Raw genomic sequence first — 15,368 nt, forward strand, 5'->3', positions numbered from 1 at the left:
CCCGCCGCTGGGGGGACCTCCCACGCCCTTTGGGCAGTGGGGGAGCAACGGAGAGAAACCCCTACGGCGGGAAAGCCGAAGACGTGGGGCCAAGGCAAAGCGCAGCGGAGACGTGTCCGAGCAGGTCCAGGAACCGGTCCTGGTGGGCGGCGAGTTCGTGCTCCGTGTAGAGGGCGGGATTGGCGTCGTGGTCGATCCGCAGGCCGTCGTCGGTGCGGGAGTGCAGGGTGAGGGTCAGGTCGTCGACGGCACCCGCGGAGAGGTGGTGGATCTCGGAGGGCGCCCCGGCGAAGGCGGGCGCGTCGTCGCAGAGCAGGAGGTTGACCTGGGGGCCGACCAGCGGGCATCCGGTGCTGGCCAGGCCGAGGTCGTGGCGGAGGTCCTCGTGGCGGTAGCGCTGGTGGCGGCGGGCGGCGCGGATGCCGACGACGACCTGGCGGGTGAGTTCGGCGAAGGTCGCCTCCGGGGGCGCGGCCAGGCGCAGCGGCAGGACATTGCGTACGGTGCCGGGGACGCGGAGCGCGGCGGCGCCCATCCGGCCGCGCAACGGGAGGCCGAGGACGACCTCGGGGCTGCGGGTGGCCTGCGCGACGTACCACGCCTGGGTGGCGATGAGGACGTCGGGCCAGGTGGCGCGGACGGCGCCGGCCAGCGCGTCGATCCGTTCGGTGAGTTCGGTGCCGAGCCAGGCGGTGGTGCGCAGCGCGGTGCGCGAGGCGGGGGCGGTGCGGCCGGCGAGGGTGGGGGCCTCGAGGCGGCCGGCGAGGGTGTGGCGCCAGTGGGTGCGGTCGGTGTCGTACGCCTCGCTCGCCCGGTACGCGGCCTCCTCGGCGGCGAGGTCCGCGAAGCGTCCGAAGGGGCTGGGCCCGGCCTCCTGGCCCGCGGCGAGGGTGGTGTAGGTATCGGCGACGCGGCGGATGACGAGCGCGCGGCCGTAGCCGTCGAGGGCGATGTGGTGGACCCGCTGGTACCAGAGCCAGCGGCGGTCGCCGACCCGGAACAGGGCGTTGCGGAAGAGCGGTCCGGCGGCGAGGTCGAAGGGGCGGGCGAGGTCGTCGCGCATCCAGGCGCCGGCCACCGCGTCGGGATCGCCCAGGTCGAGGAGGTCCGCGGCATGGAGCGCGAAGCCGTGTCCCGGTGGCTCGATCGCGAGCGGGAACTGCCGTGGCCCGTCGGGCGTTTCCTCGATACGTACGCGCAGCGCATCGGTCTCGCCGACGGTCCGGTGCAGCGCCTCGGCGAAGAGCACCGGGTCGAGCGGGCCGCGGATCTCGGTGCAGGCCGCGGTGTTGTGGGCCGGGCTGTCCGGGTCGCGGGCCTGCGCGTGCCACAGGGCCAGTTGGGCGGCGGTGAGCGGAGCGGAGAGGGGGCGCGGCATGACGGGGCCTTTCGCGGGGACGGGAGGCGAGGGGTGCGGGGACGGGCCGCTCAGGCGTACTGCGTCGCGCCGCCGTCGACGTAAAGGTCGTGCATGGTGATGTGGCGGGCGCGGTCCGAGACGAGAAAGGCGACGGCCTCGGCGATGTCGAGGGGTTCGGCGATCCGGCCGAGGGGGGTGTCGAGGTGCGGGGGCTGGAGGTCCCCGTAGGTGCAGCCGGGCGATACGACGTTGCAGCGCACGCCGCTGCCCGCCAGTTCCAGGCCGAGGGATTTGGTGAAGAGGGTGGCGGCCGCCTTGGAGGCGGCGTAGGCAGCCAGTCCGGACCGCGGTACGCCCGCCGCATGGGAGCCCACGGTGATGATGCTGCCGGACCGGCGGGCGGTCATGCCGCGGGCCACGGCGCGGGAGAGCCGGAAGACGCCGGTGGTGTTGACGGCGAAGGTGTCGTCCCAGTCCTGGTCGGTGAGGTCGACGACGGACGCGGTCCGCAGCACACCGGCCACATTGACGAGGATGTCCAGGGGGCCGACGGTGCGTTCGGCCTCGTCCACCAGGCCGTCGACGGCGGCGCGGTCGGTGATGTCCACGGCGCGGGCGGTGATCCGCGCGCGCCCGTACGCGGCCTCCAGGGCTGCTATGCCGTCGGCGTCCCGGTCGACGGCGATCACCCGCGCGCCCTCCTCGGCCAGCAGCCGCGCCACGGCCTCGCCGATGCCCCGTCCGGCGCCGGTGACCAGCGCCGTCCGCCCGGAAAGCTCGGAATCCCACACGCCACAATCCCCTCGCCTCGATTTACTTAGGCAAGCCTAACCTAATATGCGGCGCGGGTCTCCTCCCCCTCGATCCCCTCCTGAGCTTCCCTGGGAACCTCCCCCTGCGCCTTCACCAGCGCCTCCCCCGCATTCGTCCGGAAAGGGAGAACGGACGGCCCCGCGCGCCGCCGCCCTCGCCGGCCATGGCGGCGGCGCCGGTCACAGTGGCGTCCGGTCTGCCACCGGCCCCGTACCCGCCACCGACCTGCCCATCACGGCGTGACAATGGGGAAGTTGGGGTCCGGCTCGACGAGCAGCCCGAGGAGTTCGTTCAGCGCCCCGGTCTCGCCCTCCTGGGCGACGTCGGCCGCACCCCGGCCCGCAATGAGGTCGAGCAGCTGCGGCTTGGTGAGGGTGAGGGTCAGGTCCGGGTGGCACTTGGCGGAGGCGTTCGGGGGGCCGGGGGAACTGAGGTAGGTGAGCGCCCCGTTGGAGAGCGTGAGATGCCAGGTGCGGTCCTCGTCGGCGAGGTACCAGTCGAAGGAGCGGTCGGCCGCCCAGGCGCGGGGGCCGTCGATGCGGATGGCGAGCGAGTCGAGGAGCTGGTCGACGGTCAGCGCCCTGGCCATCTCGGGGTTGGCGGTGTCCACCCGGACCTCGGCCAGGGTGCCGCGCAGCTCCATGGCGCCGGTCAGATAGAAGTTGCGCCAGGTGCCGTTCTCGCAGCCGTGGCCCAGCCGGTCGTAGACGATGGCCAGTTCCTGGCGGGCGGCGGTGTGGCCGGGGTCGGCGAAGACGGCGTGGTTGAGGAGGGTGGCGGCGAAGCGGAGGTCGCCGTCCGCCGCGTACCGCCGGCCGGTCTCGACCGTGGCGTCCACGCCGCCCAGGGCCTCGACGTACCGCTTGGCCTGCTCGACGGGCGGGTGTTCCCACAGGTGCGCGGGGTTGCCGTCGAACCAGCCCATGTAGCGCTGGTAGACCGCCTTGACGTTGTGGCTGAGCGAGCCGTAGTAGCCGTGGCCGGACCAGGCCCGCTCGAGGCTCGGCGGCAACCGCAGCTCCTCGGCGATCTCGGCGCCGGTCAGGCCCTGGTTGAGCAGCCGCAGCGTCTGGTCGTGCAGATACGCGTACAGATCACGCTGGTTCGCCAGCAGGCTGCGGATCCGGTCGTTGCCCCAGGTCGGCCAGTGGTGCGAGGCGAAAGCGATCTCCGCGTCCGCGCCGAACAGGTCGAGCGCCTCGTTGAGGTAGCGCGCCCAGTTGCGGGCGTCGCGGACGACCGCACCGCGCAGGGTCAGGATGTTGTGCATGGTGTGGGTGGCGTTCTCGGCCGTGCACAGCGCCTGGTGGGCGGGGAAGTAGAAGTTCATCTCCGCCGGGGCCTCGGTTCCCGGAGTGAGCTGGAAGACGATACGGACCCCGTCGACGATCTCCTCCTGGCCGGTACGGGTGATGTCCACGGTCGGCGGGATGAGGGTGGGGGTGCCGGTGGACATGGTGGCGCCGAGACCGCAGCCGATCTGGCCGGCCGGGCCCTTGGGGAGCTCCGAGCCGTACATGTAGACCGCGCGCCGGGACATCGCCGTACCCGCGTAGACGTTCTCGCTGATCGCATGCTCCAGGAAGCCGGCGGGCGCGAGGACCGGCACGGTGTTGTGTCCGTGCGGCAGGACGCCGCGCCCGCCGCCGAAGTGATCCATGTGCGAGTGGGTGTAGATCAGCCCGGAGACCGGCCGGTCACCGCGGTGGTTGCGGTAGAGCTCGAGTGCGGCGGCAGCGGTCTCGGCGGAGATGAGCGGGTCGATGACGAGGACGCCCTGGTCACCCTCGACCAGCGTCATGTTGGACAGGTCCAGACCACGGACCTGATAGATACCGTCCGTGACCTCGTACAGGCCCTGTCGGCTGACCAGCCTGCCCTGCCGCCACAGGCTCTCGTTCGCGGTGTCGGGGCAGTTTCCGGCCAGGAAGCTGTACGCCTCGGCGTCCCAGGCCACGCGCCCGTCCGCCGTGGCGACCTGGGGCGGGTAGAGGGCGGCGATGAAGCCCCGGTCGGCATCGGCGAAGTCTGCGTGGTCGTCGACGGGCGGAACAGTCACCGGGCACCCCCTCTCCGAGCGGACGGGACGGCGGGACGGTCGTCCGGCGGGTCACGACCCACACCATCGATTTAACCCAATTTGGCCGCATACCGCATAAGCGGGCGTGTCCGCCGGCCCCGCCCGGCCCGGCGCCCGCCCCCCCGGGCGCCCGCCCGGGCGTCACACCGGCTCGGCCTCGATCAAGGAGAAGCGGTTGGGCCGGGGAAGCGGCGTGACGGACCGCAGCGCAAAGCCCGCGCCCTGGCACAGGCGCTCGAAGTCCTCCCGGGTGCGCTCCCGGCCCCCGACGTTGACCAGCATGTTCAGGTCGGAGATGTAGACGACGCCCGCGGTCGCGGGGTCCACGACGGGCGGCAGCACCGGCTCGATGATCAGCAGCCGGCCGTCGTCGGGGGTGACCCGGCGGCAGTGACGGAGGATGTCCGCGCACTGCTCGTCGTTCCAGTCGTGGAGCACGCTCTTGAGGAGATACAGGTCGGCGCCGTCGGGGGCGGTGCTGAAGAAGTCCCCGTTGACCAGGGAGCAGCGGCCGTCCAGCCCGTTCCGCGCCAGGGTGTCGGGGGCCTGGGCGAGGCCCTCTCCGAGGTCGAAGAGTATGCCGCGCAGCGCGGGATGCGCGGTCAGGATCGCGGCGAGCAGCGTGCCGTCGCCGCCCCCGATGTCGGCCACGGTCGCGAAACGGCCGAAATCGAAGGCCGCCGGGACCAGCGCCGCCGTATCGCGGGTGGCCTGCCCCATCGCGGCATGGAACAGGGCGGCGAGTTCCGGCCGTTCGGTGAGATGACCGAAGAAGTCGCTGCCGAAGACCGCGTCGAAGGCCGGCTCGCCGGTCCGCACACTGTCGTCCAGGCGCTCCCACGAGCGGAGCATGGCGGGCTCGGTGAACATCCGGACGAAGGAGTACAGCGAGTCGGGCCCCTCGCTGCGCAACAGGGCGCCGGCCGGGGTGACGGCGAACCGCCCCGGGGCGCTCTCGGCGAGCAGCCCCAGCCCGGCCAGTGCCCGCAGTAAGCGGCCCATCGCCTGGGGCCGGGCCGCGCACTTGGCCGCCAGTTCGTCCGCCGTGGACACGCCGTCGCCGATCAGATCGACGACACCGAGGCGGGCGGCGGCGCCCACGGCGTACGACGCCATGGCGCCGTAAGCGATCCGGGTCACTACCTCGCGGGCCTCGTCCACGGGCCGGTTCTCACGGGACATGGGGAACACCTCTCTGTTCAACGGCATTACGGGCAGGGCCCCTTGTGTTACGGGCAGGGTCACGGAGGGCACAACAACGCCTGTGGCGTGGCGGCCGCCCGTTCACCCACTCCCACCCCGGTTAGGCGACCCTAAATTCTTTTGGATCACCGGGGCAACGCCCCCTGCGATCCGCCGTACGACGCGACCCCGCCGGATCCCTCCGGCCCGTTGCGACATCACCCCTGGGAGAGGAGGGACGCCCCATGCCCCCCGACGACGACCGCCAACCCGGCCACCGCGCCAGGCGGTTCCGGCGGATCGCCGCCTGGCTGCTGCTGACCGCCGCACTCGGCGGCCTGGGCGCCGGTATCGCGCTCGGGCAGGGCCTGCCGATCGCGGGTGGGCTGGTGCTGGCCGGGATCTCCGGGCATCTCCTGGCCCCGGACGGCCGCCGGCCCACCCACCCCCGGTGAGGGCGGACGGGCCGGCGTTCTGTCACACGCCCCGACGGGGGCATGCCTCATGTTGTGCGGCGGCTCCTTGCGGCCGCACCGATGCACATCGCCCCCAGCAGGAACGTGAGGGCTCCGATGACGATGTTGTTCCAGATCACGCCCGCGTCCGGGCCACTGCCGACGATCCAGGGCGCCACGATCAGCCAGACGCCCATGGCGCACATCGCGCCGCTCAGGCCGTACATGCGGTCCGGGGTGACGGTGAACCCGATCGCCAGCAGGGAAATGGCGATGCCGAAGATCAGGTTGTGGGTCAACAGAGCGGGCTGTGAGGCCGCGTAGTGGACGATCCACGGCGACGCTGCGCAGTACAGGCCGACAAGGAACACCGGTCCGTCCACGAGGATCACGTCACGCCCGCCGAGCACACGCTCGTATCGCTCCTGCATCTCGGTCACATCGGGGTGACCTGCGAGATCGCCCCTGTGGTGTGAGACGTCGGCCATCCGACTCGCCTCCTTCACTCTGCGAAGCCTGGCCGTCTCGCGGCATAGGAACCGCGCTCCTTTATTCTGCGCTTATGTCGCCTTTATGTGTAGATGAGGGACGGGTCGAGTTTGCGGGCCCGACCGTCAGCCCTGCGGCAGCGCCCGCCCCAGCCCCAGGTTCCAGCGCCCGCCCCGGCCGCTGAGCTCGGTCACGGTGAGCGGCGGTACATCCAGCCGCCAGAACGCTTCCTCGGGCAGCCGCAGGGCGGCCACCACGGCGGCGCGCACGACATCCACCTCCACCACCGCGACGATGCGGCCGGAGGTCGCGGCCAGCCGCGTGAGCCAGTCCTCCGTCCGTCCGCAGAGCGCGCGCAGCGACTCCCCGCCGTGTCCCGCGAAGCCGGGGTCCGACAGCCAGGCGGACACCGCCTCGGCCTCGGCCGCTGCCACCTCGGCCAGGGGCCGCCCCCGCCAGCGGCCCATCGCACAGCCCGGCGGCCCCGGCTCGGGCGCGGGATCCGTCGGCAGCCCGAGTTCCTCGGCCGTACGGCGGCACCGGGCCGAGGGCGAGACGACAACCCGCCCCGCGGACGGCAGGTTTCCGGCCACGGCGCGGGCCCGCCGCAGACCGGCCTCGCTCAGCGGCCCGTCATCGTCGAAACGCACCTCGCGCTGCGCATCGCCGGCCGCCGGTGAGATCAACATCACTCGAGTTGTCATGCCCTCTGCTCTCAATCCGCATATACCACGCCAACAGCCGCCAAAGGAAAAGGAGTTGTCCGGAAAACGCGCCCCTCCTTGCCCCTCTCCGCCCCCTCTATGACCTTGGCCCGCCGGTCGGTTCGCGGTACCTTCCCGATGATATTGACGACGACATGACGGAAGCCGGTGGGATCCCGGCGCGGTCGCGCCACTGTATGTCCGGTTTTGACGCAGCCCCAGGGGGCCGGGACCGGGCGAGCCAGACCCGGCATGTCGTTAGCACTCCCGCAACTAGGGACGCGAGTTCCCCCTACCAGGAGGTCCCCTGCCATGGCTCAGACCATCGCACCCCCGGCCACCGGCACCATCACCCCGGCCCCGCTCCCCCTCAAGGCGATTGCCCCCTGGGCGCTGTTCGTCGGCGTCCTGATGCTCGTTCTGCTGTACTTCGTCGGCGCCGAGCAGGGCGCCACGTCGCTGCTCTCCGGTACGGACGTCCACGAGTGGGTCCACGACGGACGCCACCTGCTCGGCTTCCCCTGCCACTGATCGGGCGCCCTTCCATGAACTCCGTCACCATCAGAAATCTCCTGGTGCGCGGCATGCTCGCCGGTCTGGCAGCCGGTGCACTCGCCCTCGTCGTCGCCTATCTTCTGGGCGAGCCGCACGTGGACGCCGCCATCGGGTTCGAGGAAAGCCACAGCCACAGCCACGGCCACGGCCACGAGGAGGTGGAGGTCGTCAGCCGCGCGATGCAGTCCACGGCGGGCCTGGCGACCGGTGTGCTGGTCTACGGCGTGGCGCTGGGCGGGATCGCCGCCCTGGTCTTCTGCTTCGCGCTGGGCCGGATCGGCCGCTTCAACGCCCGTACCACCGCCGCACTGCTGTCCGGCGCGGCGCTGGTGGTCTACCTCGTACCGTTCCTGAAGTACCCGGCCAACCCGCCGGCCGTCGGTAACCCTGACACCATCGGCCAGCGCACCGCCCTGTACTTCCTGATGATGCTGCTGGGCATCCTGCTGGCCGTCGGCGCGACGATCCTCGGCCGGCGCCTGGTTCCCCGGCTGGGCACGTGGTACGCCACGGTGGCAGGCGGCACCGCGTTTGTGGTCGCCGTCGGCATCGCGTATGCCTTCCTGCCGTCCTACGACAATGTGCCGCACGGATTCCCCGGCACGCTGCTCTGGGAGTTCCGGCTGTCGACGCTCGCCGTCCAGGCGGTGCTGTGGGCCGGCTTCGGCCTGCTCTTCGGCCATCTCGCGGAGCGTGTCGTCGCACCGGCCCGCGAGGCCGTGGCCGCCGAGGCGGCGCCTGTGGCGACCTGACGGTCATCTCAAGGGGCCCGCGACGTCTTCGGCGTCGCGGGCCCTGCCGTATTCAGGACAGGCCGGGAATGCCGTCCAGGTGGGGCAGGTCATGGTCGAGCCGTTCCCGTTTCGCGCGCAGATAGCGGATGTTCTCCACGCCCGGCGGCATCAGCAGCGGGACCTGTTCGGCGACGGCGATGCCGTGCCGCAGCAGCGCCGCCCGCTTCCGCGGATTGTTCGACAGCAGCCTGACGGACCGGACCTCCAGGTCCCGCAGCATTCCGGCCGCGACACCGTATTCGCGGGCATCGACCGGCAGTCCGAGCGCGATATTGGCATCGACGGTGTCCAGCCCGGCCTCCTGTAGTTTCATCGCCCGGAGCTTGGCGAGGAGCCCTATTCCCCGCCCCTCATGGCCCTGCAGATAGACGAGAACTCCGCGCCCGGCCGCCACGATCGCGGCCAGCGCCGCGGACAATTGATCGCCGCATTCGCAGTGCGCCGACGCAAACACATCGCCGGTCAGACACTCCGAATGCACCCGGGTCAGTACCGTCTCCCCCGCCACATCGCCGTGAACCAGGGCCACCTGCTCGGTCCCGGTGCGGATGTCGCGATAGCCGACGGCGAGGAATTCGCCGTGCGCCGTAGGGAGACGGACCTCCACCACCCGTTCGACCAGGCCGTCGTCAGCAATATGGGTCTCGGCATCGAGGTCCGTCATGGCGCGATGGTACGTGAACGTCTTGGCGCGGGCAGGAAGTTGGCACGGAATATCAAAATGCCTAAGCTGCGACGGCCCGGCGAGTGAGCGCGACGAAAGGCCGCACCCCACCATGACCCCATCGGCACACCGGTTTCCGGCCCACGGACTCCTCCCGGCGGACACCACCGAGGAGGTGCGGGCCCGGCGGCCGCAATGGGCCCTGTTGCCCATCGGCAGCTTCGAACAGCACGGCCCCTTCCTGCCGTTGACCACCGATACCGTCATCGCCTGCACTCTCGCCGAACAGATCGCCGCCGCCCATCCCGTACACCTTTTGCCGCCCCTGACGCTCTCCTGTTCCCACGAACACGCCGCCTGGCCGGGAACGGTCAGCATTTCGGCCCGGACCCTGCACGCCGTGGTGACGGACATCGCCGATTCACTGCGGCGGTCGGGCATCCACACCCTGATTCTCGTCAACGGCCACGGCGGAAATTACGTACTGCGCAACGTGGTTCAGGAATCCGCCGGAACGGGGATGCGTATGGCGCTCTTCCCCGGCTCGGCCGACTGGGACGCGGCGCGCAGGCGGGCGGGGGCGGAGACGTCGACGCACAGCGATATGCACGCGGGAGAGGTGGAAACCTCCATCCTTCTGCATGCTCATCCCGATTTGGTGCGGCCCGGTTATGAATCGACGGAATCAGAGGAATCGGCGGAATCAGCGGATTGGATAGCCGATGAGCGGAAGCATCTGCTCACGCTCGGCATGTCGGCCTATACGGAATCCGGGATCATCGGGCGCCCCTCCCTGGCCTCCGCACGGAAGGGCCAGGAATTGCTGGCCGGGCTGGTCGAGGCATTCGGCGAGTATGCGGCGCTGTTCGGGACGCGGACGGAATCCCATGGCTGAGGCACTCGACGCGGCGGCGGTCTGGGACCGGCTGCGCCGCATCCGTACGGCGGAGGACGCCGAGGCCGCCGGGCTGGTGCCGGGCTCCGCATCCGGATACGCCTCGCCCGGGGCGACGCAGCTGGCCGAGCGCTATCTGCCGCTCTGCCTGGCCGGGGCCCATGTCGCGTGTGCGCAGCTCGGACAGAGTCTGGACGGGTTCATCGCCACCCGTACCGGCGATGCGGACTTTGTCACCGGGGAGGAGGACCGACGCCATCTGCACCGGCTGCGCGCGCTGTCCGACGCGGTGATCGTCGGGGCCGGGACCGCCGTGGCGGACGATCCGCGGCTGACCGTGCGCGCCTGTGCGGGCGACAACCCGGTGCGTGTGGTGCTCGATCCGCGCGGCCGGGTGCCGCGGCGGCGGCAGGTGTTCACGGACGGGGCGGCGCCGACGCTGTGGGTGGTGGGCCCGGAGGCGGCCGTCGCCGAAGGGGCCGGCCTCGACGTCCTGGTGCTGCCGGACGCCGAGGCGTTCGCGCCGCACCGTGTCCTGGCGGCCCTGGCGCGGCGCGGCCTCGGCCGGGTGCTGGTCGAGGGCGGCGGCGTCACCGTGTCGCGGTTTCTGCAGGCGGGGGCGCTGCACCGGCTGTATGTCACCGTTGCGCCGGTGCTGCTCGGCGACGGCGTGCCGGGGCTGCGGTTCCCCGGTACGCCGGTGATGCGGGACGCGCTACGTCCGCCGGTGCGGCGCACTCTGCTCGGCGAGGACACGCTCTTCGAGTTCGCGCTGGGGACGCCCGGCGCGCGGCCCGGCGGCCCAGCGGACGATGAGCACACCGGCGCCCGGTAGGCCGGCGGCGAAGGCGAGGACCCCGTAGACGACGGCGGTGGTGAGCCCCTGCGCCGCGCCAAGCCCGGCCGCGCCGAAGGCCCAGGCCGCGACGCCTTCCCGGGGGCCCCACCCGCCGACGTTCAGCGGCAGCGCCATCGCCAGCAGCGCCAGCACGACCAGCGGCACCAGCTCGGCCAGTGACGCCGTGACTCCCGCCACGCGGGCGGCCAGCAGAAACATCCCGAGATATCCCGCGAGGACGACCACGGAGGAGAGCGCCACCCCGGGCCAGCTGCCGCGGGCGAGCAGGGCCGTCCGCGCCTCGGCCAGCATGGCGCGGACGGCCCGCGCGCCACGTGAGGCGCCCCGGCTCCAGCGGGCGACGCCGACAGCCACTACGCCCACCACGGCCACCGCGACCAGCGCGCCGGGGGCGCTCAGGAGGCGGCCTGCCTGCGCGAGGACCGGGGACGGCCGGACCAGCAGCACCACGGCGCCGGCCACGCACAGGACGAGCTGGCCCGCGGCCCGTTCCAGGACCACGGCGCGGACGCCCCGCCCGAGGTCGCGGGCGCTCTGGCCGTGCCGTACCGCGCGGTGTACGTCACCGAGCACGCCTCCGGGCAGCGCGGCGTTGAGGAACAGGGCGCGGTAGTAGTCCGCGACGGCCCGGCCGAGCGGCAGGTGCAGGCCGAGGCCGCGGGCCACCAGACACCAGCGCCAGGCGCTGAACACGGTGGTGAGCAGGCCGATGCCGAGCGCGGCGAGCAGCGTGCCGGCGTCGATCCGGCGCAGCCCCTCCAGGAAGGCGCCGGACCCCAGATGCCACACCAGCACCACGAGGATGCCCAGCCCGCCGAGCATCCTCAGCCACGCCCAGAGGGACCGTTTCATCGCACGGCCCCTCCGGGCGTGGATTCGGCACCGGGGCGCGGCCCGGGCAGCGCCAGCAGATCCGTGTGCTGCACGGTGACGCTCAGCTCCCCCGCCGCGCAGGCCGCCAGCCGCCGTCCCAGATACGCGTCCGCGCGGGCCCCCAGCGCCGGCCGCTGCTCCCGCGCGGCGCCCACCCAACCGCGCAGCCAGGCGGCGGTGAGCGGGGCCTCCGGGCCACCGAGCCGCCAGGGGCTGGGCCGCGTCATGACGGTCGCGCCCCGCCGCGCGAACGCCGCCGTGGCCACCGCGACCGCATCCGGCCCGAGCAGGCGCCGGCCACCGTCCGTCCGTCGCTGATGGTCGTTGAAGGCGGCGCCGATCTCGTCGTCGAGCGGATCGTACGGAGCGAGTTCGACGTGCCCCGCGACGGAGAGTGCCAGCAGCGCGGGGCAGCCCGCGCCGGTACAGGCCCCGGCGAGCCCCTCCACCTCCTCGCGGGTGAGCAGGTCCAGCAGCGCGGAGGCGGTGACCAAAGACGTTCCTGCGAGCGCAGCGGCGGTCAGCCGGGCGAGGTCTCCGCGCTCCGTGGTGGCCGTGACGCCGCTTCCGTCGGCGGCCGCCGCGGGCATCCGCTCCTGCGCCCGGGCGAGCAGCGCGGGGTCGAGGTCGTACAGGATCCAGTGCTGCGGGCCGGGCAGCCGAGGGGCGAGCCAGCGCCCCATGGAGCCGGTGCCGCAGCCCAGATCGCGGATCACCGTCCGGTGCGGGCCCCCGGCCGGGGCGGCGGCCGGCGCCGCGCGCAGGGGGTGCAGCAGTTCCGGCGCACGGGCGGCGCCATCGGCGGGCTCCCGCAACTCCAGCCACTCCGGAGCGAATCGGGGTCGCTCGGCCCCGGCCGCGCTCACCGCGCGGTCCCGGGCTCGCGCCGAAGCCGTTCCAGCACCCCGGCCAGACTGTGCGACGTCGTCTCCCATCCCGTCAGCATGGCACGCCGCCCGCGCGCCGAAATCTTCAACCGGTGCCGCAACGCCGGACTCCCGAGCCAGTCCCGCAGCGCGCCGGAGAGCGCCGCCGCGTCGTCGGACGGTACGAGGAGACCCGGCACGCTGCCGTCCGGGGCGCGCCCGACGGCCTCCGGGACGCCGTCCACCGCCGTCGCCAGTACGGGAATCCCCCGCGCCAGCGCCTCGGTGACGACCATCCCGTAGGTCTCGGCATACGACGCGAGCACCAGCAGATCGGCGGCCGCATACCGCTCCTCCAGCTCCGCACCCGCCCGCGGCCCGGCAAGGCACACCCGGCCGCCGAGCCCCCACTCATCGACCTTTCGCCGCAGTTGGGCGACATAGCCGGGATCGCCGCGCATTCCTCCCACACACTCGCAGCTCCAGGGCAGGTCGGCGACGGTGGCGAGGGCGTCCACCAGGCGGTGCTGGCCCTTGCGCGGGGTGACCGCGGCGACGCACAGCAGCCGGGTGGCGCCGTCCGTTCCGTGCGCGAGCGGCGCGGGATCGGCTCCGGGCATGGCCACCTGGACCCGGTCCGGGGCGAGCCCGTGCTGTGCCACGAGCCGCCGGGCGGCCCACCGGCTCGTGGCCACCACCGCCCGTACGCCGTGCAGGACCCGGCGCTCCCGGGCGTCCAGGTCCCGGGCCAGGTCTGGGGCGAGCCCGGTCTCGTCGGCCAGCGGCAGATGCACCAGGACCGCCATCCGCAGCCGTCCGGCCTCGGGGGCGATGATCTCCGGGACGCCGCAGGCCACCAGCCCGTCCAGGAGGACGACGGCCCCGTCCGGCAACGCGCCCAGACACCGCGCCAGTTCCCCGCGGGCTCCCGGATCCGGCCGCGGCCAGCTCCCGCGTACGGCATACGGGCGCACCTGCCAGCCGGCCGCCGGGAGGCCTTGGCGCACCAGGCGGTCGTAGGTGTTCCCGCCGCTGGGCGCGGCCGGGTCGTCGACATCACCGGGCAGGACGAAGTGCACCACGCGCGGCGCTCCGGGCCCGGTGTCGGTCACAGGGCGCGCTCGTAGGTCGCCCAGGCGATGTGTGACTCGTGCAAGGTGACCGATATGCCGGCCAGCTCGCGGGCGCTCTCGCCGAGGTTTCCGGCCTGGATGCGGTCGGCGAGCCGGTCGGCGATCACCTTGGCCAGGGCCTCCGTCGAGGTGTTGATGCCGGCGAACGCGGGCTCGTCGTCGAGGTTGCGGTAGTTCAACTCGCCGATCAGCCCGCCGAGTTCCTGTCCGGCCAGACCGATGTCGACGACGATGTTGTCCGCGTCGAGCTCGGCGCGGCGGAAGGTGGCATCCACCACGAACGTCGCGCCGTGCAGGCGCTGCGCGGGCCCGAAGACCGCGCCGCGGAAACTGTGGGCGACCATCAGGTGATCGCGGACGGTGATGCTGAACAAGGCGGTCCTCCAGTGTGGTGACGGAGTGGGGGGTGGAGGGCTGGGGGCGGGGCGGTGCGGTGCGGCCCGCGGTACGGGCTACTCGCGGGCCGCCGCGTCCCCGTACCGGATGCGATGGCACAGCGCCGGAAGCTCACCCGTGGTGAGGCGGGGCAGTACCTGTGGCAGGTCCTCGAAGGCGGATTCGCCGGTGATCAGCGCATCGAAGGCGGGGTCGGCGAGGAGGTCGAGGGCGAGCGCGAGCCGGTCGGCGAAGGTGCGGCGGGCGCGCCGGGCCGGCGAGACCGCGCCCACCTGGCTGCTGCGCACCACGAGGCGGCGGGAGTGGAAGGCTTCCCCCAGTGGCACGCTGACCGGCCGGTCGCCGTACCAGCTCAGCTCGATGACCGTGCCCTCCGGGGCGAGCAGTTCGAGCGAGCGGGCCAGCCCGGCTCCGGTGGCGCTGGCGTGCACGACCAGGTCGCAGTCCCCCAGCGCATCCTCGGGCAGCGCGAAGGCCACCCCCAGCGCCTCGGCCGTCCGGGCCCGTACCGGGTCCGCGTCGACCAACTGCACCCGGACCGCCGGATAGCGGGCGAGTACGGCGGCGACGCTGCACCCGACCATCCCCGCACCGACCACCGCAATCCGGTCCCCCACCAGCGGCGCCGCGTCCCACAGGGCGTTCACCGCGGTCTCCACCGTCCCGGCCAGCACGGCCCGCGCCGCGGGGACCGCATCCGGCACGGGGACGACGGCGCTCGCCGGGACGACATAGTGCGACTGATGCGGATAGAGGCAGAAGACCGTACGGCCGAGCAGCGCGGCGGGCCCCTCCTCGACGACGCCGACGCTGAGATAGCCGTACTTGACGGGCCCCGGGAACGCGCCGTCCTGGAACGGCGCCCGCATCACGCCGTACTGGCTCTCGGGCACCCCGCCCCGGAAGACCAGGCACTCCGTCCCCCGGCTCACACCGGAGCACACCGCACGCACCAGCACCTCGTCCTCGCCGGGCCTGGGCAGTGCGACCTCACGGATCTCACCGCGGCCGGGAGAGTCGACCCAAAAGGCCCGGGCGACGCGCGACATCAGAACCCTCCTGGACGCTACGGCGATGGTTCATGAATGCTGGGGACGTGCACGGTGGGGCGGAACTTCATGGTGGGGAACTGCCTGCCGATGATCACCGGCCTGCCGGCGATCATGACGACGCCGTCACGATACGCGGCGGCCATCGACTCCGCCAGACATCCCAGGAGGCCGGGTGACCGTACAAAACCCGTACGACAC

The 15,368-nt window shown here is 72.6% G+C and carries 18 protein-coding genes and 1 riboswitch; of the genes, 5 read left to right on the forward strand and 13 right to left on the reverse strand.

The features are described from left to right. Positions 1 to 61: 61 nt before the first annotated feature. The 4 genes from AB0D04_RS15830 to AB0D04_RS15845 form a co-directional block, all read right to left on the reverse strand. On the reverse strand, positions 62 to 1,378 hold the full coding sequence (locus tag AB0D04_RS15830; protein WP_362703204.1) for a condensation domain-containing protein: 1,317 nt from the start codon (positions 1,376 to 1,378) through the stop codon (positions 62 to 64). Between the two features lie 50 nt (positions 1,379 to 1,428). Further along, positions 1,429 to 2,151, reverse strand: a complete 723-nt coding sequence (locus tag AB0D04_RS15835; RefSeq protein ID WP_362703206.1) for an SDR family NAD(P)-dependent oxidoreductase — start codon at positions 2,149 to 2,151, stop codon at positions 1,429 to 1,431. Positions 2,152 to 2,405: 254 nt separating this feature from the next. After that, on the reverse strand, positions 2,406 to 4,232 hold the full coding sequence (locus tag AB0D04_RS15840; RefSeq protein ID WP_362703207.1) for an alkyl sulfatase dimerization domain-containing protein: 1,827 nt from the start codon (positions 4,230 to 4,232) through the stop codon (positions 2,406 to 2,408). 162 nt (positions 4,233 to 4,394) lie between these two features. Beyond that, entirely contained in the window at positions 4,395 to 5,435 is a 1,041-nt protein-coding gene (locus tag AB0D04_RS15845; RefSeq protein WP_362703208.1) for a methyltransferase, read from the reverse strand. Positions 5,436 to 5,680: 245 nt separating this feature from the next. Here AB0D04_RS15845 and AB0D04_RS15850 point away from each other — a divergent pair, with 245 nt between their 5' ends. Continuing rightward, the gene (locus AB0D04_RS15850; RefSeq protein WP_362703209.1) at positions 5,681 to 5,890 is read left to right on the forward strand and encodes a hypothetical protein; all 210 of its coding nucleotides are present in this window, start codon (positions 5,681 to 5,683) and stop codon (positions 5,888 to 5,890) included. A gap of 47 nt (positions 5,891 to 5,937) precedes the next feature. On the opposite strand, the gene AB0D04_RS15855 is transcribed toward AB0D04_RS15850, so the two are convergent. Then, a complete protein-coding gene (locus AB0D04_RS15855) occupies positions 5,938 to 6,378 on the reverse strand; it encodes an SPW repeat protein (protein ID WP_362703211.1) in 441 nt (146 codons plus the stop codon). A 126-nt stretch (positions 6,379 to 6,504) separates the two neighbouring features. Next, positions 6,505 to 7,068: a histidine phosphatase family protein gene (locus tag AB0D04_RS15860; protein ID WP_362703213.1), complete on the reverse strand. Its 564-nt coding sequence runs from the start codon at positions 7,066 to 7,068 to the stop codon at positions 6,505 to 6,507. A gap of 115 nt (positions 7,069 to 7,183) precedes the next feature. Continuing rightward, a riboswitch (cobalamin riboswitch) is annotated at positions 7,184 to 7,351 on the forward strand. A 44-nt stretch (positions 7,352 to 7,395) separates the two neighbouring features. Here AB0D04_RS15860 and AB0D04_RS15865 point away from each other — a divergent pair. Together AB0D04_RS15865 and AB0D04_RS15870 are read left to right on the forward strand one after the other, a co-directional pair. Further along, positions 7,396 to 7,614, forward strand: coding sequence for a CbtB-domain containing protein (locus tag AB0D04_RS15865; RefSeq protein WP_362703214.1), 219 nt, complete (start codon positions 7,396 to 7,398; stop codon positions 7,612 to 7,614). A gap of 14 nt (positions 7,615 to 7,628) precedes the next feature. Beyond that, a complete protein-coding gene (locus AB0D04_RS15870) occupies positions 7,629 to 8,390 on the forward strand; it encodes a CbtA family protein (RefSeq protein ID WP_362703216.1) in 762 nt (253 codons plus the stop codon). A 52-nt stretch (positions 8,391 to 8,442) separates the two neighbouring features. On the opposite strand, the gene ribA is transcribed toward AB0D04_RS15870, so the two are convergent. Continuing rightward, entirely contained in the window at positions 8,443 to 9,096 is a 654-nt protein-coding gene (ribA, locus tag AB0D04_RS15875) for a GTP cyclohydrolase II (protein WP_362703218.1), read from the reverse strand. Positions 9,097 to 9,208: 112 nt separating this feature from the next. On the opposite strand from ribA, the gene AB0D04_RS15880 reads away from it, so the two are divergent. Then, the gene (locus AB0D04_RS15880) at positions 9,209 to 9,991 is read left to right on the forward strand and encodes a creatininase family protein (protein WP_362703219.1); all 783 of its coding nucleotides are present in this window, start codon (positions 9,209 to 9,211) and stop codon (positions 9,989 to 9,991) included. Further along, positions 9,984 to 10,826, forward strand: a complete 843-nt coding sequence (locus tag AB0D04_RS15885; RefSeq protein WP_362703220.1) for a RibD family protein — start codon at positions 9,984 to 9,986, stop codon at positions 10,824 to 10,826. Before AB0D04_RS15880 ends, AB0D04_RS15885 begins: the two co-directional genes overlap by 8 nt. On the opposite strand, the gene AB0D04_RS15890 is transcribed toward AB0D04_RS15885, so the two are convergent. The 6 genes from AB0D04_RS15890 to AB0D04_RS15915 form a co-directional block, all read right to left on the reverse strand. Next, a complete protein-coding gene (locus AB0D04_RS15890) occupies positions 10,707 to 11,702 on the reverse strand; it encodes a lysylphosphatidylglycerol synthase transmembrane domain-containing protein (protein ID WP_362703221.1) in 996 nt (331 codons plus the stop codon). The genes AB0D04_RS15885 and AB0D04_RS15890 overlap by 120 nt on opposite strands. Next, positions 11,699 to 12,589: a class I SAM-dependent methyltransferase gene (locus tag AB0D04_RS15895; protein WP_362703222.1), complete on the reverse strand. Its 891-nt coding sequence runs from the start codon at positions 12,587 to 12,589 to the stop codon at positions 11,699 to 11,701. The genes AB0D04_RS15890 and AB0D04_RS15895 overlap by 4 nt, the downstream gene beginning before the upstream one ends. Continuing rightward, entirely contained in the window at positions 12,586 to 13,701 is a 1,116-nt protein-coding gene (locus AB0D04_RS15900; protein ID WP_362703223.1) for a glycosyltransferase family 4 protein, read from the reverse strand. The genes AB0D04_RS15895 and AB0D04_RS15900 overlap by 4 nt, the downstream gene beginning before the upstream one ends. Then, entirely contained in the window at positions 13,698 to 14,096 is a 399-nt protein-coding gene (locus AB0D04_RS15905) for a 6-carboxytetrahydropterin synthase (protein ID WP_362703224.1), read from the reverse strand. The genes AB0D04_RS15900 and AB0D04_RS15905 overlap by 4 nt, the downstream gene beginning before the upstream one ends. A gap of 78 nt (positions 14,097 to 14,174) precedes the next feature. Continuing rightward, a complete protein-coding gene (locus AB0D04_RS15910) occupies positions 14,175 to 15,167 on the reverse strand; it encodes a zinc-binding alcohol dehydrogenase (RefSeq protein WP_362703225.1) in 993 nt (330 codons plus the stop codon). 17 nt (positions 15,168 to 15,184) lie between these two features. Next, positions 15,185 to 15,313 (reverse strand): hypothetical protein, encoded by a 129-nt coding sequence (locus AB0D04_RS15915; RefSeq protein ID WP_362703226.1) that lies wholly within the window; start codon positions 15,311 to 15,313, stop codon positions 15,185 to 15,187. Between the last annotated feature and the right edge of the window lie 55 nt (positions 15,314 to 15,368).

Source organism: Streptomyces sp. NPDC048483 (genome assembly GCF_040651455.1).
In the GTDB taxonomy this organism is placed as follows: domain Bacteria; phylum Actinomycetota; class Actinomycetes; order Streptomycetales; family Streptomycetaceae; genus Streptomyces.